This window comes from Kitasatospora albolonga, from assembly GCF_039535905.1.
In the GTDB taxonomy this organism is placed as follows: domain Bacteria; phylum Actinomycetota; class Actinomycetes; order Streptomycetales; family Streptomycetaceae; genus Kitasatospora; species Kitasatospora albolonga.
In genome coordinates this window covers 1-23,786 of sequence record NZ_BAAAYB010000154.1, presented here as the reverse complement: position 1 = coordinate 23,786, position 23,786 = coordinate 1, and the positions used below count along the sequence as shown (strand labels likewise).

The window sequence follows — 23,786 nt, the reverse complement described above, 5'->3', positions numbered from 1 at the left end:
CCGGCCTGCCACGATCAACGCCCGCCGCCCGTACCGCCGTTGCGGGTGCCACCGCCGAAGCCACCTGCGGCGCCGCCACCGCCACCGCCACCGCCACCGAGTCCGGGGAACTGGCCGCTCGGGAAGCCGTTGCCGCCGCTGACCGTGGTGCTCACCAACTGCACCTTCTCGCCCTCGGTCAGACCCTCCGTCACCTGCACGGTGGAGTCGCCCTCGACGCCGACGGTGACCTGGACCCGCTCGGTCGAACCGTCGTCCTTCACCACCGTCGCGGTCCGGGACGAGCCGGTGCCGGAGAGCGCGGCGCTCGGCACCGAGAGGGCGTTCTGCGCCTCACCGGTGACCACCGAGATGGTGGCGCTGAGGCCGGTGCGCAGCTTGCTGGTGTCGCCGGTGATCTCCAGCACGGCCGCGTACTGCACCGCGCTGCTGCCCTGGCCGGTCCCGCTGCTGCCGTTCGGCAGCGAACTCACGCTCAGCACCTTGGCGTTGAGCTTGGTGTCGGACTGCGCGTTCAGCGTGACGGTGGCGGCCGCGTCCTTCCGCACCTTGAGCGAGTCCAGCTCGGAGAAGTTCGCGGTGACCCGCATGCCGGCCGGGTTGGTCAGCACCACGAACCCGCTGAGCGAGCTGCTGGTGCTGGTGCCCGTCCCGGTGCTCTTGGTGCCGCTGCTGCCGCTGCCGGAGCTGCCGCCGCTGCCGCCCGTGCCGGAGACGGTGTCGCCGACCTTGCCGGCCACCGAGGCCACCGTGCCGTCGGTCGAGGCGGTCAGCGTGGTACCGACCAACGCGGCCTTGGCATTGGTCAGTTGGGTCTGCGCCGTCTCCACCTGCTGCTCGGCCTGGGCCACCTGGGCGTCGTCCACCGTCGTGGTGGTCGTGGTGGTCGGCTGGGACTGCTGACCGCGCTCGTCGGTCTTGCCCGGCGTGGTGGTGGTCACCTTCTGGCCCGCCTCCGCCTTGGTGAGGTTGGCGTTGGCGGTGGTGAGCGCGCGCTGGGCCGCGTCCACCTGCTGCTGGGCGTCGGTGGTCGCCACCGTGGCCAGCACGTCGCCCTTCTTCACCACGTCACCGACGGCCACCTTCACGGCCGTCACCTTCCCGCCGGTGACGAAGTCCTGGCCCGCGTCACTGGGCGACGACAGGGTGCCCGATCCGGACACGGTGGCCAGCACCGTCCCCTTGGTGACGGTGGCCGTACGGGTCTGCGGCTTGCTCGCCGCCACCCCGCTGTCACTGCCCACGGTCGTGTACGCCACCGCGCCTCCGGCCGCGAGGGCCACCACGAGCGCGGAGTTCACAAGGACGGCGGCCCGCCGCCGAGGAAGCACCTTCATGGCACACCACCCTGCCCCCCGGCGCTTTCCAACCCCTGTGGCCTGCCTGGGAACTGACTGGGAGATTCACCAAGGGCTCCCCACCTCCTACACGCCCCCACCTCCCGCTCCCCTGGTGGCACCCCGCCGCACTCCCAGCCGCCTCCCAGGCTCCGCCCAGAACACTCATGGTCCCGGCCCGCCTGGTGGCCCGCCGGTGGTGACGCGGATGCCCGCGCCCGGGAAGAGGCGGACGACGACGCGGGAACTTCGCGCAGACCCGGCTTCGGCGGAACGTCAGGGACGGCCCAGCCGGGATCGCCATGCCGCGGACCAGACCGCCACGGGAATCCGAATCCAGGTGTGGAAGACGCCGTCGTCACCTTCCATGACGAAGACGAACCCCTGGTGCTCCCAGATCAGAATTCGCCACCCCTGCTCCAGATCGGCGAAGGGTTCACTGATCGTTCCAGTAGGAACATCAGCCTCACTCCACTCCTCCAACCGGTCCCACCAGGGAAACGCCACACCGACGCCCAGCAGGCGGTCCACGAATCGGAGCGAGAGGCCGTCGACCTCAGGGTCGTCGAACAGCTCGACCTCGAAGTTCCCGGCCTCCGGGAAACCCTCCGGGTCGAACCCCTCGATGTCCCGGTAGTCGTCGAGCACCACGGGAACCTGCTGAAGCACGGCTTCCTCTCCTCCGCTCGAGCCAACCGATGTGGAACCCTTCCGACGCCTCGACGCGAGCCGCCACCGACACGAATGTCGGTGGCGGCTCGCCCGAGCGTCCCTCGGCGGTTTCTACAGTTCGTCGGCCAGGGACGCGGCCGCGCGCAGCACCTCACCCACGCCGTGGAACTCGCGCTTGTGGTCGAGCGCCGATGACGACCAGAGGACGAAGCCCTCCCCCTCGGCAGCCCGCTGGATCAGGATCTCCGCCGCCCCCGCGTCCGCCTGGTCCTTCGACAGTCTCAAGGTCCAGTGCGAGAAGTACGGGAAGAACTCGCGCAGCCCGGCATTCTCCCGCAGGGCCAGAAGCAGTTCCCGGTACAGGAGGAAATCGTCGTCGCCGATGACGATGTCCCACTGCACCTCGACGACGTTGCCGTCCTCGTAGGCCTGGCTCAGCCGGTCGAACTCCATGAAGGGGAACCTCGCTGCGAGTTCCCTCAGCTTGACCCCGTGCTGCCACGACACCAGCACCTCGACCACCTCGGACAGGTCGGACGTGCTACCGCTCGCCCAGACATGCCCGTGGCCGTCCAGGGTGACGGCGAACCTGCGGACGCCATGGCCGAGGTTGACCCGCATGGCTCCCCGTGGTGACGCGAACTCCGCCACGCTCCACTGGGAGGCCGACGGCATCGGGCCCTCCGCGAGGACTCCCGGCTCGGTCCGGTGCGCACCCGCGACCACGAGGATCGCCGGCCGAAGCCCTCCGCTCTGCACAAGATCCGGGTAGTGGCGGAGACGGAGATCCTCCGCGGACGATCCCGGAGGATTCACCTGGTTCGTCATCAGGCCCACTCCAGGGTCCAGGCGGTGTACCACTTGCTTTCGTGCCACAGGGGCTCGGGCACGTCGATCTTTCCACTCTTGTCGTAGAACTGGATCGAATCCCAGGACCGCCGCTCACCGATCACGGCCCGAGCGAGCCAGGACATCTCCTGCGCGGTCGCGTGAACACCCGATCCGCCCGCGAGGCCCCGGGTCGCCATCCCCTCGAAGCCTCCTTCGAACTGCTCCGTGAACACGTGGATCGTCGTGTTGGGGTTGTCGATGGCCTTCTTCACCTCGGTGCTCCAGGTGTCGATGAAGCGCAGGTCCATGAAGTGGGTGAGGCCCTCGTTGTTGGCCCACTCCTTGGCCTTCGCCTTCTGGTACCCGAGCCCGACGTTGCAGTTGTGAACGAGAAGCGGACTGTCACCCGCCAGCACATAGTACGTGTGCAGGTCACTGACCGTGAGGTTCCGAACACGCTGCTGCTGGGTGAAGCGGCGGATGCTGCCGATCTGAACCTTGGTGCCGGAGGAGGTCTCCAGCCACTGACCGGGCTGGAGCTGCTCGGCCTCGGTCCAGGTCTTCTGCTCGGGGAGCCAGAAGGGGTGCTTGTCGGTCGCCGTGACGACCTGGGGGGGCAGCGGCTGCGGGCTGTTCCGCGGCCCCGGCCGGGAGCACGGTGATCTCGACCAGGTTCTTGTCGCCCTCGCCGGTGATGACGGCGGTGACGTCCTTGGCCTCGATCCGGCCGGTGGCCGGGTCGGACGCGAGCACCTGGTCGCCGTTGGTCACCTGGTCGATCGGCTTGCGGGTGCCGTCGGCCATCAGGACCTCGGTGTCCGGGGTGAAGCTGTTGTTCTTGCACCCCGGGGCCTGGCGGCTGCCCGAGTTGGCGGAGCGACCGCCGGCACCGGACGAACCCTTGCCGCTGGAACCGGACTTGCCGCCACTCGCCTTGCTGCCACTCGCCTTACTGCCACCGGACTTGCCGCCCGAGGAGCCCGACTTGGCGCCGCTCGCCTTGGTCTTGCCCGGCGGCGGGCCGGCCTTCGCGCTCCAGCTGGTGCCGCGGCGGGCGGCGGAAGTCGCCTTGCTGGTGCGGCTGGTCGCCTTGGAGACGTACTTGGCGGCCTTGGCCGCGACCCGGGCTCCGGTGACGGCGCTGCCGACCACCGGGACGACGGCCGCGAAGGACATCGCGGCGTTCTTCCAGTCGCCCTCCGCGGCGTACCAGACGCCGTTGGCGACGTCGGCGATCTCGCCGATCACCGGGATCATGCCGGCCACGTCGAGGACGGTGTGGCCGATGTTGGAGATGGCCTTGTAGTTGTCCTTGACGGTGTTGACGGCCTTGCTGACGGCCTTCTTGAGGCTGCCCCAGAACAGGCCGTCGGGGTCGGTGAAGGTGAGCGGGCTGTTGTTGGCGTACAGGTAGCCCTGGAGCTGCTGCGGGTCGGACGGGTCGATGACCGGGTCGACCGACAGGAAGGTCCCGAGCCGGGGGTCGTACTCGCGGGCGCCGAGGTGGGTGAGGCCGGTGGCCTTGTCCTGGGCGCCGCCGACGAAGCCCTTCTCGCCGAGCCAACTGCCGGGCGTCGGCTGGGCGCCGCGCTCCTCGCCGAACGGCTTGGTGGCCCGGCGCTGCACCTGGAGGGTGGCCGCGTCGACCGAGGTGGTGCCGGTGTTGTGGTGGTCGGCGGCGGTGTAGGCGAGCCGGCCGTCCGAGCTGCGGACGATGGTCGGGCCGCCGGCGGTGCTGTAGTAGCGGGTGCCGCTGACCGTGTTGCCGATGGTGTTCAGGGTCAGCTCGGTGCTGCCCAGGTAGAGCGTGGTGCTGCCCGGGTCGCGGCGCAGCAGGCGGTTGCCCTCCGTGTCGTAGACGTAGGTGGACGTTCCCGTACCGGTCTTGGCGCTCTCCAGGTTGCCGTCCGGGGTCCAGGTCATCGTCTGGGTGTTGCCGGCGGCGTCGGGCTTGGTGAGGGTGTTGCCGGTCTGGTCGTACGTGAAGCCGGTGGTGACGGTGGGTCCGTTGCCGGTCTTCGTGGTGGTGCTGGTCGGGGCGTGCGGCTTCGGCTGGCCGGGCGCCGGGTAGCTGAGGGTGGTGGTGGTGTCCTTGAGCGGGTCACCGGCCGGGTCGTGGTCGGTGAACGAGGTGCGGTTGCCCGTCACGTCGTAGCTGAAGGACTGCCGGTACGGAGCCGGTCCGCCGATCTTGCCGGTCTGCGGCGCCGCGTTGGTGCAGCCGCCGATGCCGGGCACGGACGGGCCGGGCTTGCTGGTGGTGGTGCCGGTGTCGGTCCAGGCCTGGGTCAGTCGGCGCAGGTGGTCGTACGTGAAGCACTGGGTGTCACGGACGGCGCCCTGCTGGGTGCTGACCGAGGTGACGTCGCCGGCCTCGGTGTAGGTGTAGTCGGTGATGTCGACCGGGTTCGCCGCGTCCTGCTTCTGCAGCTGGGTCTGGAGCACCCGGTCGGTGGCCGGGTCGTAGCTGGAGGTGAAGGCGACCTGCTTGGGCACGTCACCGAAGGTGGTCCGCTGGACCCGGCCGAACTCGTCGTAGTCGGTGAAGTTGACGTAGTCGACGCTGTCCGAACCCATGGACACCGGAAGGCCGTTGACGTTCCGTCCGACCGAGAGCCGCTCGGAGGGGAGGCCACCTGCCGCGGGCAGGGTGGTCCGGCGGGGCAGGCCGGTCACCGCGTCGTACTGGGTGCTGGCCGTGTAGGTGCCGGACAGCGCGCCCTCGCCGTCCGGGACGGTGAGCTTGCTGCCGAGCGGGTTGTAGAGCGTGTCGTAACCGGTGACCTCCTGCCGGAAGCCCTTGCCGTTGACCCAGCTGGTGCTGGCGGTGGGCAGGCCCGGGAGCAGGGTGTCGTAGTCGTACGTGGCCAGCTTGGTGCCGTCCACCGCGCCGAGGTTGCGGGAGGTCGGGCGGCCCAGGATGTCGTAGCTGACGTAGGTGGTGACCCCTCGGGCGTCCGTGGTGGCCACCGGCCGGTCGGCCGCGTCGTACGTCGTGGTGGTGGTGCCCTTGTCCGGGTCCTCCGCCCTGGTCTGCCGGCCGTGCAGGTCGTAGCCGTACGTCCAGGCGTTGCCTGCGGCGTCGTTGACCTGGGTCAGCTTGCCTTCGGTGTCGTAGCCGTACCGGGTGGCGTCGTACTCGCCGTTGGGCGCGCCGGTCTTGTACTGGCGCCTCTCGACCGAGCGGCCGCGGGCGTCGGTGATGACGCTGGTCGCGATGTCCCCCTTGGGCGGGGTGGTGTCGGTGCGTTCCACGCCCGGGTAGGACGTGGTGCCGCGCCACTGCTCGATCGCCTTCGAGGAGAAGGTCTGGGTGACCGGGCGGCCCTGGCCGTCGTAGAACACCGCGCTCTGGCCGGGCACCATGTTGTCGTCGGCGACGAACCGGGTGGTGGTCGGGCCCGAAGCGGTGTTGCCGTACGCCTTGTTGGTCTTCTTCGGACGCCCGAGGGTGTCGTAGAAGGTGTCGCTGACGAGGCGTCCGGCCGAGCCGTTCGCGGTGTCGCTCTGCTGCTGGACGGTCTGGCCGAACGCGTCCAGGATCTCGATCCCGACCCGGTAGGACTGGTCCGCCCGCAGGGTCTTGGTGGTGACCGAGCTGGTGCCGGTGTTGCGGAGCTGGTACTCGAGCACCGTGTTCGCGCTCTGGGTGGCCTTGGCCCGCCCCGGCTGCCAGGTCGCGGTGACCCGGCCGAGGGCGTCCAGGGTCTGCTCGCTGGTCCGGCCGTTGTGATCGACGGTCTTGACCGCGGTCTCCCGGGTCGGGTGGAAGGTCGAGGTGGTCGCCCAGCCCTTGGCGTTGGTGACCTTCACGGTGTCAGGCAGGGCGGGCCCGGCCGGGGTGTAGGCGGTCGTGGTGGTGGCACCGGCCGGGTCCGTGCTGGTGACGACCCGTCCGTAGGCGTCGTAGCCGACCGTGGAGGCGGTCGAGTACTTGGGCTGGCCGCCCTCGAAGCGGTCCAGTTCCTCGGTGCCGGTGACCAGGCCGGGGCCGGTCAGCACGCCGTGCGACTGGCCGTCGTAGAAGGTGCGGTTGCGGCCGAGGGTGTTGGCCTCGGTCGGGGTGGTGCAGCCGCCCTGGATCTGGACGGTCTCGGCCACCCGGTCGACCATCCAGGCCGCCGTGTTGCGGGCGTAGGTGGTGGTGGTGCAGATGTCGGACAGGCCGTCGGCCTTGTCGACCACGCTGACCGGCATGCCGTAGACGGGGTCGAAGGTCGCGGTCTTGGAGGTGGTCTGCCAGCCGCCGTCACTGCGCAGCGCGCGGTCCCGGGCCGAGCCGCCGCGCAGCATCTGCGCGGTCAGCGGCGGCAGGCCGCCGCCCCGGCCGTGGCTGGCGGTGACCGGGGAGAGCCACGGGTCGGACTGCGAGGAGACGGTCAGCGCGCCGCCGTCGCCGGCGAAGGCCTGGGTCTCCCGGACCGAACCGGCCAGCGGGTTGCCGTCCTTGACGGTGGCTCCGGTGCTGTCGGTGAAGGTGACCGAGCGCTTGCTGCCGTCGGCCTTGACGTCGCCGTCCATGCCGCGCAGGTAGAAGGAGGCGGACTTGCCGACCACGTCGGGCGCCGCGCCGGTCCGGGTGATGACCTGCTCGTAGCCGCGGAACTGGTTCCAGGTGCGGCGCTTGTCCTCGGTCAGCTCGTCGTCGTCGCGGTGCCAGGCGGCGTCACCGACGTACTCGTACCGGACCAGCTGGTCGGGCGAGGTGCCGAACGGGTCCCGCTCGGTGACCGCCGAGACCACGTACTTGTGGAACCAGTCGAGCGTCGGGTCGACCGGGCTCTTCTCGTCCGGGTTCCAGTAGACGGGGTAGCAGCGCTTGGTGTTGCCGTCCTGGGCGGTGGGCAGGGCGCCCGGCGCGCAGTCCGGCTCGGCGTACGTGACGTCGGTTACCTGGCCGGTCTCGGCGGTGATCGCGACGATCCGGCGGCGGTTCAGCGGCGGGCGGTTGTCGCCGCTGGAGTCGACCCGGTTGTTCTTCAGCTGGCCGGTGAAGGTGACCGGCGGGGTGCTGAGCCTGGCGGCGCCGTCATGGCCGTTGTGGGTGATGGAGGCCAGCCAGAGCGCCGGGGCGGTGTGGTCCTGCGGGTCCGGGAACTCGTGGGTGAGGTCGTACGAGTCCACGTCCAGGTAGGAGCCGCCGCTGAGCACCTGGGTGGTGATCTTCGTGAGCCGCTTGGTGGACCAGAAGGTGGCGGAGTAGTTCTCGCAGGTGCCGGTGGCGGCGCAGTTCTGGTCGAACGGGACGTCGGGCCACTTGGCCGCGTCGGCCTTGGTCAGCTTGGCCGGGGCGCAGTCGAAGCCGGCGTCGGGCAGGCAGCGCTCGGCGGTGCCGAACAGCACCTGGGCGGTCGGCTTCACGGTGTCCGGGTCGGACAGCTTGGAGCCGTAGGTGATCCGGTTCAGGGTGCCACCGCGGACGTACGAGGTGAGCGTGCCGGTCGGGTTGGCGGCCGAGAGACCGCGCCGGTAGTTGTTGGTCTCGGTGTCGTACCAGTGGGTGATCACGCCGCCCTTGGCGTCGACCACGAAGTCCAGGTTCCAGCGCCAGGCCTGGTTGCAGAACGAGTCGGCGAAGGCGGCCTTGTTGCACTCCTCACCCGCGTTGTTGCCGTAGACCGGCGTGGTCCAGGCGGAGTTGGTGGCCGGTGCGGTGGGGGTGCCCGGCTTGCGGCCGGCCCCGAACCAGTACTGGGTGCCGTCGGTGGTGGTGACCCGCCAGTGCTCGCCGTTGTTGTCGCCGTTGTCGGCGCCGGTCAGCAGCTCGACCTTGGACGCGTCGTCACCCTCCAGCCGCCAGGTGCCGGTGCTGTCGTCCTTGACCAGGACGGAGGAGCGGCCGTTCAGCGAGATGGTGGCGTTGTAGCCGGAGATGCACTGCTCGCCCGAGCCGGTCTGGCCGTCCTTGGCGCAGGGCTTGAACCGGCGCTCGACGAAGCCCGGGGTGTAGTCCCAGCCCTCGCCGATCCAGGAGGCCTGGTTGTTGGTCGCGGCGGTGCGGCCGTCGACCGCCTGGGAGCTGTAGGAGAGCCCGACGTTCGGCTTGGAGCCGCCGAGGCCCTCGGGCACGTCGATCGGGTAGGACCAGCTGAAGCCACCGGTGTTGCCACCGGCGCTCCAAGTGCCCGACGGAGCCAGGCTGCTGACGCCGTAGTTGCCCGCGCCACCACCGGGGGCGGCGGTGGCCGCCAGCACCACGGCACCGCCGCCGGACGCCGCGCTCAGCCGCATGGAACCGGCCGGAGCGGTCGCCGGGCCGCCGGCCGGCATCGCGAGCTCGGTGCTCAGCAGGCCGGGACGGCCCGGGTCGGCCGCGGTCACGACCGGCGACTGGGTCCGGCACTCGGCCCGGTCGGGCGTGGTCAGCGCGCACTCGGGCAGCGCCACCAGCCGGGCCCGGGAGATCCAGTCACCGCCGTACGCGCCGGCGATCCGGGAGACGTCCACCGAGACCTTGACCGGGGCACCGGCCTCGGTGCCCTCGCCCGCTCCGACCGTCAGCAGCAGGCCGTTGACACCGAGCTTCTCGGCGCTCGCCCGGTCGGCGAGCCGGACCTCGGCCTTGCCGGCCTTGGGTCCGGCCGACCGGCGCTGCGCGCCGGGGGCGACCACCGCGGCCGGTGATTCGAGCCAGACCGGGGCGTTCCCGGCCTGCCCGGAGGAGGACGCGCCGGAGGCGGCGAACAGCGAGCCGCGGACGGCCGGGGCGGTGGCCGCGAGGTTCACCTCGGCATCCGTGGCGGCCGGCCAGTTCACCTCGGTGGGCCGCCACTTGGGCGCGCGGTCACCCGTCGCGGCCGGGCCGGCGCCGGAGTCGGCGTCCTTGCCAGGCACCGACTGGGACACCGTCAGCTTGCCCGGCGACCAGCGCCGGGGATCCTTCGGCTTCCACTCGGCGGCCTGGGCCGGACCGACTCCGGCCAGTAGGGAGAGCACCAGCACGGCGGTGGTGCTGGTGCGCCGGAAGGCGGCTGACCGCCGTCTGGGCACGGGAAGTTCAGGCACGGCCGGCACGGCACGCCCCCCAATTTCAGTAATGATCAATTTCGGCGGGAGCCTACCTGCGGCAAAGTGATGGTCAATCATCAATCCCGGAATGACGGTCCGTCATAAAGGTCATCAATTCGTGACGCCGGCTCAGGGCGTCCAACGCACCGTCACATCGACGGCGAGGGACTGTCCAGTTTGGACCGTTATGGCGACATATCATCCTCACCTAAAGAAACGATGAGAATTACCCGAGAGAGTGGATCAACAACGCTCAGTACACGTATGATCTGCGTCACCCGACCCCCTCCATGACGGTGCGTCAGATTCATTCCCGCGAGTGCTAGCGTCGCGATCCATCGTCTACGCACCATGAATACTGGGAGTACTCCAATGGGGGCCATGCCTCGGAGGCGGCCGGGTCACCGGTCCGCCGCGCTCACGGGTCTGGTCAGCCTGTCCCTCTCGGTCGGTCTGCTGGGAGCGGCTCCCGCCGCGCTCGCGGCCGACCCGCAGCGGGCGGCTGACCGCACCACCGCGCCGGACCGACCGGTCAGCGAGCGCGAGCGTGCCGAGTCCGCCGCGCAGGCCGAGGCCAAGCGCACCGGAAAGCCGGTCCCCGTACCGGCGTTGACCACCGAGACCGACACCGTGGTGGCCAACCCGGACGGCTCGTTCGCCCTCTCCCGGAGCGTCGCTCCGGTGCGCACCAAGCAGGGCGACCGCTGGGCCGAGCTGGACGCGACGCTGTCCCGGTCGGCCGACGGACTGCTCCGGCCCAAGGCCACCACCGGCGCACTGGCCCTCTCCGGTGGTGGCACCGCACCGCTCGCCACCCTGGAGCAGGGCGGCAAGGCGATCACGCTGAGCTGGCCGGAGGCGCTCCCCGCACCGACCCTGGAGGGTGACACCGCCACCTACCGGGACGTCGCGCCCGGTACCGACCTCAAGCTGACCGCCGATCAGGCCGGCGGCATCTCCCAGGTCCTGGTGGTCAAGTCGGCCGAGGCGGCCCGCAACCCGAAGCTCGCCAAGCTCACCATGGGCCTGAAGAGCCGGGGCGTGAGCGTCACCGCCGACGAGCACGGCAACCTCAAGGCCACCGACGACTCCGGCCGGGTGGTCTTCCACGCGCCCTCCCCCGTCATGTGGGACTCCAGCACCGCCGCCACCCCGGCCCCGGCCCCGGCCCCGGCCCCCCGGATGCTCAGGTCGGCACCGCTGTCGGCCGCACCGGCCACCGCACCGGCCCCGGCCGCCGCCAAGCCCGGCTCCGACGAGGACGGCCCCGGCGGCCAGGCCAAGGTCAGCCGGCTGAAGACCGACCTCGGCGCGGACAGCGTCGCGCTCACCCCCGACCCCGCCTTCCTCAGCGACCCGAAGACCACCTACCCGGTCTTCATCGACCCGCCCTGGCAGCCCACCAACCGGGGCACCCAGCACTGGGCCTGGGTCCAGGAGGGCTACCCGAACACCGTCAACTACGACTCCTACGCCGCCGGTTACGACCCTGGCGTGGGGTACCAGCAGTGGCAGACCGCCAAGGGCCTGGAGCGGTACTACGTCCAGCTGGACACCAGCGACCTGCGGGACAAGAGCATCAAGAAGGCGTCGCTGTACGCCACCCAGTCCTACGCGGCGGACAACACCTGCAGCAACAACCGCGGCGTGGTGCTGCACGCCACCGACCCGCTCGGCTCCGGCACCACCTGGAACTCCCAGCCCTGGGACTGGGGTGCGATCGGCACCTCCTGGCTGAACAGCTCCGGCGGCAACGGCTGCCCGGGCACCACCACCCGCGGTGAGTGGGACGTCCGCCAGCACCTGGCCGACAACGAGTGGCGCGGCAACCTGACCTTCGCGCTGTTCTCCGCCGACGAGTCGAAGACCAGCGGCAACTACTCGTTCAAGCGCTTCACCCGGGACCGCAACAACCTGCCGTTCCTGTACATCGAGTACAACCGGGCACCGTACGAGCCGTGGAGCCTGGCGATCGACCCCGCGCCGCAGAACGCCAACGGCAACGGCTGCGGCTGGATCGGCGCCACCAACTCCGCGTCCGGCATCCGGTTCGGGGCCTGGATCGGCGATCCCGACAACCAGAACAACGACGTGCACTTCCTCGTGCACGACACCACCGCCGGCGAGCCGGTGGCCTGGGACAGCGGCTGGATCTCGGCCGGCACCGGCACGCACTGGGCCTCGGCCGTCACCACCGGCCTGCAGGACGGACACCGCTACTACTGGAGGGCCCAGGGCGGCGACGGCGACCGCACCTCCAACTGGACCACCGGCTGCACGTTCAGCCTCGACACCACCCCGCCCTCGGTGCCGGTGGTGACCTCGGCCGAGTACCCGCCGGCCGGCACCCTGCCCGGCTCGGCCAAGTACGTCGGTCAGCCCGGCACCTTCACCGTCCGCTCCGCCGACAGCTCCAGCGGCGTGCTGTTCTACGAGTACGCGTTCAACGGGAACATCCCGGTCGGCAGCGCCAAGCGGGTGGACGCCACCGGTGACGGCAGTGCCGCGATCGACCTGACGCCCACCACCTGGGGCACCAACACCCTCCGGGTGCAGGCCGTCGACCGGGCGGGCAACCGCTCGCAGCAGCAGACCTACACCTTCTACGCGCCGGACAACCCGGCGGCCAAGACCGTGCTCGGCGACATCACCGGCGACGAGCGGGTGGACCTGCTGGCCCCGACCCCGGGCGGCGACCTGGTGGTCTACCCGACCGCCACCGACCCCGCCGCCGGCGTGGTCGCCTCCGACAAGGCCAACAGCCCGGGCGGCAAGGGCTGGAACGGCACCCAGGTCACCCACCGGGGCGGCAACGGCATCCGGTACGACGACCTGTTCGCGTACCGCGACAACGCCCTGTACTACTACCGGAACTCGCTCACCCAGGGCGGCCTGGCCGCCAACGGCAACCTGTACTTCGCCGCCGCCAAGCAGCTCCCGGTCGGCCGCCCCGACCCGCAGGACTGCCTGGTGCAGGCCACCGGCAACCCCTGCGGCGACGAGTACGCGGCGGACTGGAGCCGGGTCAGGCAGATCCTCGCGGTCGGCGACGCCAAGAAGGAGGCCGGCGACCCGCGCAACGACCTGATCACCGTGGAGGGCGACGGCAAGGGCGGCACCCAGCTGATCCTGTTCCAGGGCAGCGGCGGCACCGGCACCCTGCGCGACCCGATCGTGCTCGGCTCCGGCGGCTGGGACGGCCTCTCGCTGATCGCCCCGGGCGACGCCACCGGCGACGGCCTGCCGGACCTCTGGGCCCGGAACGACGGCAACGGTGAGGTGTACCAGTACGCCAACGGCGCCGATGTCGCCGCGCTCGCCGACCACGGCAAGCGGACCCGGATCGCCCAGCAGCTCAACGCCACCGACTACCCGGTGCTCAGCTCCTCGGGCGACACCAGCGCCGACGCGGTGGCCGACCTCTGGGCACTGGACGGCCGGCAGCGGCTGGTCACCCTGAACGGCACCGCCGCCAACAAGGTGGTCACCGGCTTCGGTGCCGCCAACACGGTCGGCGACGCCCGGATCTCCCGCTCGCACTGGAAGTTCGACGAGGGCACCGGCAGCACCGCCGCGGACCTGCGCGGCCGGACCAACGCCACCCTGAGCGGCACCGGCGCCGGCTGGGCCGACGCCACCGTCGCGGGCCGTTCCACCAAGGTGCTCGACCTGGACGGCCGGACCGGTGTCGCCACCACCTCCGCCCCGGCGGTCGACACCAGCCGCAGCTTCACCCTCTCCACCTGGGCCCGGGCCGACGCCACCGGCGGGGTGGTGCTCAGTCAGGACGGCGCCCACGCCTCCGGGTTCATCCTCTGGGCCGAGGGCGGCGACAGCACCTGGCGGTTCGCCATGTCGCAGCGCGACAACGACGACTGGGCCTACGACCAGACCACCACCATGAACGCCGCGGCCGGCGTCCGCCTCGGCACCTGGACGCAGCTGACCGCGACCTACGACCAGCCCACCGGGCAGATCGCGCTCTACGTCAACGGGACGCTGGCCGGGACCGGCCACCACGCCCGGGCGAACGCCTGGAACGCCACCGGCCCGCTGGTGGTCGGCCGGTACAAGTACCAGTCGAAGCCGAGCTCCACCTTCGACGGGGCGGTCAGCAACCTCTCGGTCCTCGACCGGTCGTCCGTGCCCACCGCGGCGAGGACCTCCCTGGTCTCCGGGGTGAGCGAGGCCAAGTGCCTGGACGACAACGCCGCCGGCACCGACAACGGCACCGCGATCCAGATCTGGGACTGCAACACCTCGACGGCCCAGCAGTTCGAGCTCCGGGGCGACGGCACCCTCCGGATCATGGGCAAGTGCCTGGACGTGCACGACAACGGCACCGCCAACGGCACCCCGACCGCGCTGTGGGACTGCAAGGACCCCGGCGGCACCGACGCGGGCAACCAGCAGTGGCTGCCCCAGGCCAACGGCGCGCTGCTCAACCCGCAGTCCGGGCGCTGCCTCGACCTGCCGAACGGGAACATCGGCAACGGCACCCGGGTGACCCTGTACGACTGCAACGGGACCAACCCGCAGCGCTGGTCGGCCGCCGGGCTCGGCTCCCCGGCCGCCGGGCTGTCCGGCAGCTGACGACCGGTCAACCCCGAAGGGCCCGCAGCCACCGAGCTGCGGGCCCTTCGGGGTTCAACCGCTCAGAGGGACTTGCGGAAGGCCTCGGCGGTGGCGAGGAAGATGTCGTTGCCCTCGGGCTCGCCGATGGTGACGCGGACGCCCTCACCCGGGAAGGGGCGGACCACGACTCCGGCGGCGGCGCAGGCCGCGGCGAAGTCGAGGGTGCGCTCGCCGAGGCGGATCCAGACGAAGTTGGCCTGGGTGTCGGCCAGCTGCCAGCCCTGGGCGGCCAGGGCGGCGGTCACCCGGCCGCGCTCGGCGACCAGGTGCTCGACCCGGACCAGCAGGGCGTCCTCGGCGCGGAGCGAGGCGACGGCCGCGTCCTGGGCCAGCTGCGAGACGCCGAACGGGACCGCGGTCTTGCGCAGCGCGGTGGCCACCGGCTCGTGGGCGACGGCGAAGCCGACCCGCAGGCCGGCCAGGCCGTAGGCCTTGGAGAAGGTGCGCAGCACGCAGACGTTCGGGCGGTCGCGGTAGAGGTCGATGCCGTTGGGCACCCGCTCGTCCCGGATGAACTCGATGTAGGCCTCGTCGACCACGACCAGGACGTCGCTCGGGACGGCGTCCAGGAAGCGCTCCAGCTCGGCCCGGTGGATCACGGTGCCGGTGGGGTTGTTCGGGTTGCAGACGAAGACCAGGCGGGTCCGCTCGGTGATCGCGGCCAGCATCGCGTCCAGGTCGTGCTCCTCGCCCGCGGTCAGCGGGACGGGCACGGGGGTGGCCCCGGCGACCTGGGTGATGATCGGGTAGGCCTCGAAGGAGCGCCAGGCGAACAGCACCTCGTCGCCCGGGCCCGCGGTGGAGAGCACCAGGGACTGCGCGACCGAGACCGAGCCGGTGCCGACGGCCACGTGCTCGGCCGGCACGCCGAAGCGGGCGGCGAGCTCCTCGACCAGCTCGGTGGCGGCCATGTCGGGGTAGCGGTGGAAGGAGCCGGCGGCCGCCACGGCGGCGTCCAGCACGCCGGGGAGCGGCTCGAAGGGGTTCTCGTTGGAGGACAGCTTGTACGAGTCGGCGCCGGCCGGCTTGCCGGGCTTGTACGTCGGGATGCCGTCCAGCGTCGGCCTCAGGCGGGGGCCCTGTGCTGCCGTACCGGTCACGGTGCGCTCCTTGTCGAAATCGTGGTGCCGTACGCGGCCGGGATCGCCGTACGCGCGCCAGGCCCCGTGGTGCGTACCCGTCCCACCCCGGTCGGGTGCCCCGGACGATGGTGGTCGCACTCACCCGTGCGGGTGAGTTGCTCGTTCGGGGTACGGGTACCGATCAGCCATTCTGCCGGGTTCCCATGGCACATGTCAGAGGTAAGAGGCCTGGATTGCGACCGGTATCGAAGGGATGCACGGCCGAAGGTTCATGGAGAAACGGTTCTTCTGACTCTCTGTCGGTACCGGTCACACAGCGCGGTCACGCGCCATACGATCGGTCCGCCATGACAGCAGCAGCCAACCAGAGCGGTCGGCGACCCACCACCTCGCGGCGACTGGAGCGGGCCGGCATCCGGGATGTGGCAGCAGCCGCCGGAGTGTCGATCACCACGGTCTCGGACGCCCTCAACGGTAAGGGCCGCCTTCCCGACGAGACCAGAAGCCGAGTGCGCGAGGTGGCCGAGCGCCTCGGCTACCGCCCATCGGCCGCCGCCCGCACCCTGCGCACCGGACGCTCCGGCCTGATCGGACTGACCGTCACCACCTACGGCGAAGAGCCGTTCACCTTCACCGAGTTCGCCTACTTCGCCGAGATGGCGCGGGCCGCCACCAGTGCCGCGCTCAGCCGCGGCTACGCGCTGGTCGTGCTGCCCGCCTCCTCCCGGCACGACGTCTGGGGGAACATCGCGCTGGACGGCACCGTGGTGATCGACCCGCCCGACCAGGACCCGCTGGTGAGCGAGCTCTACCGGTCCGGCGTCCCGGTGGTGAGCGACGGCAAACCGGGCAACTGCCCGGTCACCGCCTGGGTCGACAACGACCACGAGGCCGCCGTGCTGGGCATCCTGGACCACCTGAGCGAGGCGGGCGCCCGCCGGATCGGCCTGCTCACCGGGACCTCCACCGACACCTACACCCGGCTCTCCACCGACGCCTACCTCGGCTGGTGCGAGCGGGTCGGGCAGGAGCCGGTCTACGAGGCCTACCCGGCCCACGACCCGGCCGCCGGTGCGCTGGCCGCCGACCGGCTGCTGGCCCGGCCCGACCGGCCGGACGCGGTCTACGGCCTCTTCGACCCCAACGGCACCGACCTGCTGGCCGCCGCCCGCCGGTACGGGCTGCGGGTGCCGGAGGACCTGCTGCTGGTCTGCTGCAGCGAGAGCGACGTGTACGCCGGCACCGAGCCGCCCATCACCACGCTCTCCCTGAAGCCCCGTCGGATCGGCACCACCGTGGTCAACCTGCTGATCGACGCCATCGAGGGGGTCGACTCCTCCCCCGGGGCCTCCTCCGATCCGGTCAAGGGCACCCGGCTCTTCCCGCCGCGCTACCGGACCGCCTCGGCCGGACCACCGCCCGGCACCCTGATGCCGACCGAGCTCATCGTCCGCGCCTCCTCCCAACGCCGGAGCCCGCGCACCACGGTGAGCCCGCCCCGGCCACCGGGGGAGATGTAACGCAGGCCACGGACCGGACCCGGCCGACGGACGATTGGTGGGCACCAGGTGGGGACTAGGGGAGAGCGGTCTTCCTATGATGGGCGAATGACACCCGAGGACCGCCTCCCCGGGCCTGAGCTCCCCGAGTCAGGCCCCCGCCAGCCGCAGGACCTCGACGTGCTCCCGTACGGCTCCTACTACGAGCCTCCCGAGCCGCCCGGCGGCTACGGCTACGACGCCACGTACAGCGGCTACGGCGGTGCCCGGTTCCTGGAGCAGCACTGGCCGACGGTCAGTCAGACCGCTTCCGGCTACGGCCCGGAGGCGGTCCGGGAGCCCGTCCACGAGTACGGGCACGAGGCGGCGGGGTCCGACGACCCGCCGACCATGGAGCTGGCCCAGCCGGTCCCGCCGGAGGAGGTCCACTACCCGTACCCGCAGCCGGAGCCCGGCGAGGCGCCCGGCCCGCTGTACGTGGTCGGCGACGTGCACGGCTACCTCGACGAGCTGCTGGCCGCACTGCACCAGCAGGGCCTGATCGACGCCGAGGGCCACTGGTCGGCCGGCCGCTCCCGGCTCTGGTTCCTCGGGGACTTCACCGACCGGGGCCCGGACGGCATCGGCGTGATCGACCTGGTGATGCAGCTGGCCGCCGAGGCGGCCGCGGCCGGCGGGTACTGCCGGGCCCTGATGGGCAATCACGAACTGCTCTTCCTGGGCGCCGCCCGCTACGGCGACGAGCCGGTGCAGTCCACCGCCGGGACGGCCTCCTTCCTGGCCGCCTGGCGGCTGAACGGCGGTCAGCAGAGCGACCTGGAGCGGCTGGAGTCGCACCACGTCAGCTGGCTCTCCCGGCTGCCCGCCATCGCCCTGGAGGACGGCCACCTGCTGCTGCACTCCGACACCACCGCCTACCTCGAGTACGGCGCCAGCCTGGACGACGTCAACGAGGCGGTGCACCGGCTGCTCGCCGACGAGGGCGCCGACGAGTGGTGGGACGCCTTCCGCCGCTTCACCAAGCGCTTCGCCTTCCGCGGCCCGGCCGGGGCGCAGGCGGTGCACGAGCTGCTCGGCGCCTACGGCGGCCACCGGGTGGTGCACGGGCACAGCCCGATCCCGTACCTGACCGGCTCCACGCACGCCGAGGACGGCGTGCCGCCGCACGTGCCGGGGCCGTACATCTACGCGGACGAGCTGGCCGTGGCGATGGACGGCGGGGTCACCATGGAGGGCCGGCTGCTGGTCGCCCGGCTGCCGCTGGACTGAACCACCGTCAGGAAGCGTCCTGAAAGGTCACGTTCACGTCCCCGGCGCGCACCGGAACGTACGGAAAACCGGAAAGCGACTGTGTTCCGGGCGCCTCCGGCCCCTACCATCGAGTCGATCTCGCACACCCGCACCTCTCGCAGCGCGACGACGGAACGGGGGTTCCTCCGTGGACCAGGCCCCGCAGCACACCGCACGCTTACTCCCCGAGGACCGGCCGGACTTCGACCGGGCCCTGGACGAGGCTCTGCGCGACCCCGCGCTGGGCGCCGCCTTCGCCGCCCCCGGGCCGCACCTGAACCCGGCCCAACTCCGCACCAAGGCCGCGCAGTCGGCCGACGCGGTGGCCGCCCCGGCGGCCGACGAGTACCAGCGCTACACCGCCCTGCGGGCGGCCGGGCCGCCCGCACCGCTCGGCCTGACCGACCGGCTGCGCAGCGAGGAGGGCGCCGGGCTCTTCCCGGTGCTCACCGTGCTCACCCCGATCCTGGCCGGCCTCGCCGGGCTGCTGCTGCTGGTGATCGGCTACGCGCTGCGCGGCGCCTCGCCCGGGCTGGCGCTGGCCCGGGCGGTGGTGACGGCCGGCTGGGTCTCCCTGGCGGTGGCCGTCACCGCCCTGGTGGTCGGCATCGTCGGCCTGCTGCTCACCGCCCTGCGGGACGGCGCCGCCCCGGCCCAGGACGCCGAGCTGGCCGGGGCCCGGCAGGCCTGGCTGACCGCCCTGCACCAACGCGCCCTGCTGCCCTGGCTGGTGGCCAACCTCTACACCGATCCGGCGCCGGCGCCGGCCGCCGTCCCGAGACCGGGCCCGCGCCCCGGCTCCCCCGGCTACTCCAGCCCCGGCTTCACCAGCCCCGGCGTCGAGGGCGTCACGACCCCGGACGGCCGCACCCAGCGCCCGGCCGACTTCACCGGCCCGGGCTACACCTCGCCCGACTTCGCCTCCCCCGACTTCACCGGCCCCGACGAGGTCTGACCCCAGGTCACCACCGCGGCGGCCTGCCCTCGCGGAAGGCCCGGACCACGCACGCCGGGCACCGCGTCAGCGGTCGTCCGACCGCGCCGGGCCGGCGGCGACCTGGGACTCCGCCGTACCGGCGGCGGCGGCCTCGGCGGCGGCGACGGCCGTGGTGCGGCGGGCGACCGCCGGGCCGAGGAGGTACTGGGCGAGGGCGGCGCCGAGGCCGATGGCGGCGCAGGCGAGCCAGAGGGTGGCGGAGCCGTGGCCGAGCAGCCAAGCGCCGACCAGGGGGGCGGGGAGGCCGCCGAGGGACCAGGCGAAGCCGTAGACGCCGCTGTAGCGACCGCGCAGGTGGGGCGGGGCCAGGGCGACGGCGGTGGCGGCACTGGCGCCGGTGAAGGCGATCTCGCCGAGGGACCAGATCACGGTGGTGGCGGAGAAGCCGAACGGGGAGGAGGCCAGGGAGTTGAGGCCGAAGCCGACGCCGACCAGGACCATGCCGGCCACCAGCACCTTGTTGAGGTCGGCCCGGCTGAGCCGGCTCGCCGCGAGCGGCTGGACGACGCTGATCACCACGCCGTTGACCGCCATCGCGACACCGAACGCGGCGGGCGACAGGCCCTCCGCCCGCATCGCCAGTGGCAGGGTGGACATGGTCTGCATGTAGACGAAGGCGTAGCCGCTGGTGGTGAGGACGAAGGCGGTCATCACCTTGTCCCGGAGCACCGTGCCCAGGCCCTCCGCCCGCTTCCCGGCGGCCGCCACCGCCGCGGGGGCCCTGGCCGGCGCGGTCTCGCTCACCGCGAACCAGACCATCAGGCCGAACGCGGCGCAGCTGGCCGCGTCGACCCAGAACAGCCACTGGAAGCCGAACTTGACCAGCACTCCACCGATCAGCACGCCGGCGGTGTAGCCGAGGTTCACCGCCCAGAACAGCAGGCTGTAGGCCCTGGTGCGGTCCTGACCAGGGATCAGGTCGGCCACCAGGGCGGTGGAGGCGGGCCGGTAGACGTCGATCGCCACCCCCAGCAGGAACAGCTCCACCGCGAAGGCGCCGATGCTGTCACTGCCGGCCAGCGCGACCATCAGGGCCGCGCTGGCCAGCATTCCGCCGAGCAGGGTGGTACGCCGGCCGAACCGGTCGGCCAGCGCGCCCGCGATCAGCTGGGAGAACACCTGGCCGACCGCGAACAGCGCCAGCAGACCACCGGCCGAGGCCACCGAGAAGCCCCGGCTGGTGGTCAGGTAGAGCGCGAAGAAGGGCTGGACCATGGTGCCGATCCGGTTGACCAGGGTGCCCGCCCAGAGCACCCAGAAGGCACTCGGCAGACCGCCCAGACCCCCCAGGCCGGCGCGCAGTCGGGACGTCACGGAGCTCCTGCGGAGCGGTTCGGTCGACACCCGGTCATCCTCCTCTGTTCACGATCGGATCGGCAACGGCCTTGCAGGACCGACTTGCCGGCGTTCCGTCAGCTCAGCACGTGCACGCGGGTGAGGTTGGGGAAGGAGTACAGCGCGCTGACGAACAGCCCGCCCACCTCCGGCCCGACCAGCGAGAACTGCCGCTTGTAGAAGACCGGGATCAGCGGCGCGTGGTCGGTCATGATCTCCCGGTCGATCTCGGCGTACCCGGCCGCCGCCGCGGCCCGGTCGGTCTCCTTGCCGAGCTCGGCGAGGCGCCGGCTGATGTCCGGCACGTCGAAGTACGAGAGGTTCATGTTGCCGGTCGCGGTGATCCGGTCGCCGCGGAACAGCACGTCCATCACGCCGGCCGGGTCCGGGAAGTCCGGCCCCCAGACGCCCCAGATCAGGTCCACGTCGGTGTCCCGGCGTCCGACCGTGCTGTAGTACGCGGCCCGGTCCACCGGGACCAGTTCGATCCGGAAGCCGGCCCGCTCCAGCGCGGTCTTCACCACCGGGGCCAGCTTGCGCAGCGGGGCGATGTCCTGGAAGGCGTACCGGAGCACCGGCACCTCCTTGCCCTCGATCAGCCGCTTGGCCCGCTCCACGTCGCCGTTGGGCCCGGCCGGGTAGGCGTCGTACGGCTGGTGACCGGGCATCATCGGGGCCAGCACGGTGGTGGCCGGCTCCGCGGCGGCCGAGCCGCCGGCCGCCTCGACGTAGGACTCGCGGTCGAAGGCGTAGATCAGCGCGCGGCGGACGTCGAGGTCGGTGACCCGCTGCGTGTTGATGTAGACGTACTGGGCGTACGGGGTCGGCCCGTCCAGCACCCGGGAGAGCTTCTCCGGGTCGATCTGCACCGAGAGGATGTCGGCGGGTGCCACGTCGGTGGTGGCGATCGAGGTGGCGTCGTCCGCGTCGGGCTCGGCCAGCCGCCGGGTCTGCGCGGTCCGGTCCACCCCGAACTCCCAGCGGATCCGGTCCACGTACTGACGGCGGATCGGGTCGGTGGCCGGGCTCCAGTGCGGGTTGCGCTCCAGCACGAAGTACTCGCCCGGCACGCTCTCCCCACGCCGGTACGGGCCGGTGGAGAGCCACTCGGTCTCGTACTCGGCGCCGGGGGCGCGGTCGGCCGGGACGGGGGTGGTCGTGGTGGTGGCGGCGAAGAACGGGAAGTCCGGGTACGGCTCGGCGAGCCGGAAGACGATGGTGCGGTCGTCCGGGGTGGTGACCCCGGGGGCGGGGCGACCGTCCGGGCCGGGGCCGCGGTAGGTGCGCTCCGGGTCCAGCGCGCGCTGGATGAACTGCGGTCCGTAGTCGCCGAGTTCGGAGAAGGACCGGGCCACGGCGTGCGCCACGTCGGCCGAGCCGATCGGGGTGCCGTCCGAGAAGGCCAGGCCCTCGCGCAGGGTGTAGGTCCAGGTCAGGCCGCCGTCGTCGGTCCGGCCGGCGTTGGTGGCCAGGTCGCCGACCAGGGTGAGCACCCCGCCCTCCGGATCCTCCACGTACCCGGTCAGCGAGCGGTGGAACAGGGCGGTGGCCACCGCGAGGGTGGTGCCGATGTAGGTCTGGGCCGGGTCCATGTGCTCCGGCGGGGCGTCGGCGAGGAGGGTGACGGTACCGCCGGGCCGGGCACCGGGCACCTCGGGCGCCGGGGCGGTCACCACTCCCTGATGGTCGATCACCAGTCGCTGGCCGCCCGGGTGGGCGGTCGGGTCGAGGGTGGTCGGGTCGAGGGTGGTGTCGTCCTGGGGGCCACGCCGATCGGTCATGATGCTGGACTCCTTCGGTCCGGGCCGGCGGGCTGCCGCCGGCGGGTGGTCGGGTGAACGGCGGTGGGTCAGAGCAGGCTGCGGGTGGCGCCGCCGTCCACCGGCAGCACGGTGCCGGTGACGAAGGCGGCCCGGGTGGAGGCCAGGAAGGCGGCAGCCGCGCCGAGCTCCTCGGGCTCGGCCAGCCGGCCCGCCGGGATGTCGGCGGTCAGGCCGGGGATGCCGCCGGGCAGACCCTTCGCCCAGTGCTCCAGCTCCGGGGTCCTGGTCATCCCCGGGGCGAGCACGTTGACCGTGATGCCGTCCGGACTCAGCTCGTGCACCAGCGACTTGGCGTAGCCGAGCAGGCCGGGCCGGACGGTGTTGGAGAGCGCCATGCCGGAGATCGGCTGCTTGGCGGCCAGGGAGGTGATGAACAGCACCCTGCCCCAGCCGGCGCGGCGCATGTGCGGCACGGCGGCCGAGACCAGCGAGACCGCCGAGAGCAGGTTCAGCTCCACCGCGTCCCGGTACGTCTGCACGCTGTGCTCGGTGGCGTGTCCGGGGCCGGGGCCGCCCGCGTTGGTCACCACGATGTCGACCCCCGCCGTGCAGTTCGGCGGCCCGGGCCACCCAGTCGGCCACCGCCTCCTCGTCCCGGACATCGAGCGGGAAGCCGCTCACCGAGCCACCGGCGGACTCCTTCTCCAGCGCCGCGACCGCCCGGGCCAGCCGCTCGGGGTCGCGCCCGGCCACCGAGACGGTGGCCCCTTCCCGGGCGAAGGCGGTGGCCACCGCCAGGCCCAGTCCGCTGGTGCCTGCGGCGACCAGCGCCACCTTGCCGGCGAGTCCGAGATCCATCCGTGTCGCTCCTCATGTGTGCTGCGGGTGTGCTGTGGTCGGGTGAGATCTCCTGCCCTGCGGGCAGGTCGGCCGGTACGTCGGCCACGCGGGCCCAGGGGCCCGCTCAGTCGTGGGCGGCGGCCTCGGCGGCGGCCAGCACGGTCGGGAGGTCGAGGCCGAGTTCGGCCAGCACGTGGTCGTGGTCACCGCCGTGCGAGGGCCAGCCCTGGCCCGCGTTGACCCCGTGGACGGTGGCCTGCCGGAGCAGCAGGGCCAGCGCCGAGGCCACCCCGCCGGCCGCCCGGTGCTCCTCGACCACCACGAACCGCCGGTACCGTCCGGCCAGTTGGACGGCGGCCTCGGCGAGGTGCTCGTGGTCCAGGTAGCAGAGGTGGGCGTGCGCCAGCTCCGGCCGCTCCCGGCGGGCGGCCAGGCTGAGCTCGGTGCCGACCTCGCCGACCGAGACCAGGCAGACCTCGGCCGCCTCCGGTGCGGCG

Annotated in this window: 12 protein-coding genes and 3 pseudogenes; 4 read left to right on the top strand and 11 right to left on the bottom strand. The window is 72.1% G+C overall.

Going from position 1 to position 23,786, the window contains the following annotated elements; all coding sequences use genetic code 11:
- Window positions 1–14: 14 nt before the first annotated feature.
- The 5 genes and pseudogenes from ABD946_RS39745 to ABD946_RS43340 form a co-directional block, all read right to left on the bottom strand.
- Window positions 15–1,337, bottom strand: coding sequence for an efflux RND transporter periplasmic adaptor subunit (locus tag ABD946_RS39745; protein ID WP_345290583.1), 1,323 nt, complete (start codon window positions 1,335–1,337; stop codon window positions 15–17).
- A gap of 276 nt (window positions 1,338–1,613) precedes the next feature.
- Window positions 1,614–2,006: a hypothetical protein gene (locus tag ABD946_RS39740; RefSeq protein WP_345290582.1), complete on the bottom strand. Its 393-nt coding sequence runs from the start codon at window positions 2,004–2,006 to the stop codon at window positions 1,614–1,616.
- Window positions 2,007–2,120: 114 nt separating this feature from the next.
- Window positions 2,121–2,837, bottom strand: coding sequence for a hypothetical protein (locus tag ABD946_RS39735; protein WP_345290581.1), 717 nt, complete (start codon window positions 2,835–2,837; stop codon window positions 2,121–2,123).
- Window positions 2,837–3,460, bottom strand: coding sequence for a polymorphic toxin-type HINT domain-containing protein (locus ABD946_RS39730; protein ID WP_486334150.1), 624 nt, complete (start codon window positions 3,458–3,460; stop codon window positions 2,837–2,839). The genes ABD946_RS39735 and ABD946_RS39730 overlap by 1 nt, the downstream gene beginning before the upstream one ends.
- A gap of 754 nt (window positions 3,461–4,214) precedes the next feature.
- Window positions 4,215–6,206, bottom strand: a pseudogene (locus tag ABD946_RS43340) (RHS repeat protein); the annotation flags it as partial.
- Between the two features lie 4,023 nt (window positions 6,207–10,229).
- Here ABD946_RS43340 and ABD946_RS39720 point away from each other — a divergent pair.
- Window positions 10,230–14,441: a ricin-type beta-trefoil lectin domain protein gene (locus ABD946_RS39720; RefSeq protein WP_345290579.1), complete on the top strand. Its 4,212-nt coding sequence runs from the start codon at window positions 10,230–10,232 to the stop codon at window positions 14,439–14,441.
- A gap of 62 nt (window positions 14,442–14,503) precedes the next feature.
- Here ABD946_RS39720 and hisC read toward each other — a convergent pair whose 3' ends face one another.
- Window positions 14,504–15,583 carry a histidinol-phosphate transaminase gene (gene hisC, locus ABD946_RS39715; protein WP_345290578.1) on the bottom strand — a complete coding sequence of 360 codons (1,080 nt, stop codon included), beginning with the start codon at window positions 15,581–15,583 and terminating at the stop codon, window positions 14,504–14,506.
- A 329-nt stretch (window positions 15,584–15,912) separates the two neighbouring features.
- Here hisC and ABD946_RS39710 point away from each other — a divergent pair, with 329 nt between their 5' ends.
- The 3 genes from ABD946_RS39710 to ABD946_RS39700 all read left to right on the top strand — a co-directional run bounded on the left by ABD946_RS39710 (window position 15,913) and on the right by ABD946_RS39700 (window position 19,309).
- On the top strand, window positions 15,913–17,085 hold the full coding sequence (locus ABD946_RS39710) for a LacI family DNA-binding transcriptional regulator (RefSeq protein WP_345290577.1): 1,173 nt from the start codon (window positions 15,913–15,915) through the stop codon (window positions 17,083–17,085).
- Window positions 17,086–17,172: 87 nt separating this feature from the next.
- Window positions 17,173–18,333 (top strand): metallophosphoesterase, encoded by a 1,161-nt coding sequence (locus tag ABD946_RS39705; RefSeq protein WP_345290576.1) that lies wholly within the window; start codon window positions 17,173–17,175, stop codon window positions 18,331–18,333.
- Window positions 18,334–18,502: 169 nt separating this feature from the next.
- Window positions 18,503–19,309 carry a hypothetical protein gene (locus ABD946_RS39700; protein ID WP_345290575.1) on the top strand — a complete coding sequence of 269 codons (807 nt, stop codon included), beginning with the start codon at window positions 18,503–18,505 and terminating at the stop codon, window positions 19,307–19,309.
- A 66-nt stretch (window positions 19,310–19,375) separates the two neighbouring features.
- Here the strand turns inward: ABD946_RS39700 and ABD946_RS39695 are convergent, their stop codons facing one another.
- The 5 genes and pseudogenes from ABD946_RS39695 to ABD946_RS39675 form a co-directional block, all read right to left on the bottom strand.
- Window positions 19,376–20,665, bottom strand: coding sequence for an MDR family MFS transporter (locus tag ABD946_RS39695; RefSeq protein ID WP_345290574.1), 1,290 nt, complete (start codon window positions 20,663–20,665; stop codon window positions 19,376–19,378).
- Window positions 20,666–20,763: 98 nt separating this feature from the next.
- The gene (locus tag ABD946_RS39690; protein ID WP_345290672.1) at window positions 20,764–22,467 is read right to left on the bottom strand and encodes an ABC transporter substrate-binding protein; all 1,704 of its coding nucleotides are present in this window, start codon (window positions 22,465–22,467) and stop codon (window positions 20,764–20,766) included.
- A 68-nt stretch (window positions 22,468–22,535) separates the two neighbouring features.
- Entirely contained in the window at window positions 22,536–23,039 is a 504-nt protein-coding gene (locus tag ABD946_RS39685) for an SDR family oxidoreductase (protein ID WP_345290671.1), read from the bottom strand.
- 73 nt (window positions 23,040–23,112) lie between these two features.
- Window positions 23,113–23,307 (bottom strand): annotated as a pseudogene (locus ABD946_RS39680) (SDR family NAD(P)-dependent oxidoreductase); the annotation flags it as partial.
- Between the two features lie 106 nt (window positions 23,308–23,413).
- Window positions 23,414–23,786 (bottom strand): annotated as a pseudogene (locus tag ABD946_RS39675) (transketolase family protein); the annotation flags it as partial.

Excerpts from the sequence above, each read along its gene's own strand:
- ABD946_RS39745 (WP_345290583.1), bottom strand. The coding sequence starts at position 1,337 with ATGAAGGTGCTTCCTCGGCGGCGGGCCGCCGTCCTTGTGAACTCCGCG.
- ABD946_RS39735 (WP_345290581.1), bottom strand. The coding sequence starts at position 2,837 with ATGACGAACCAGGTGAATCCTCCGGGATCGTCCGCGGAGGATCTCCGT.
- ABD946_RS39720 (WP_345290579.1), top strand. The coding sequence starts at position 10,230 with ATGCCTCGGAGGCGGCCGGGTCACCGGTCCGCCGCGCTCACGGGTCTG.
- ABD946_RS39710 (WP_345290577.1), top strand. The coding sequence starts at position 15,913 with ATGACAGCAGCAGCCAACCAGAGCGGTCGGCGACCCACCACCTCGCGG.
- ABD946_RS39705 (WP_345290576.1), top strand. The coding sequence starts at position 17,173 with ATGACACCCGAGGACCGCCTCCCCGGGCCTGAGCTCCCCGAGTCAGGC.
- ABD946_RS39690 (WP_345290672.1), bottom strand. The coding sequence starts at position 22,467 with ATGACCGATCGGCGTGGCCCCCAGGACGACACCACCCTCGACCCGACC.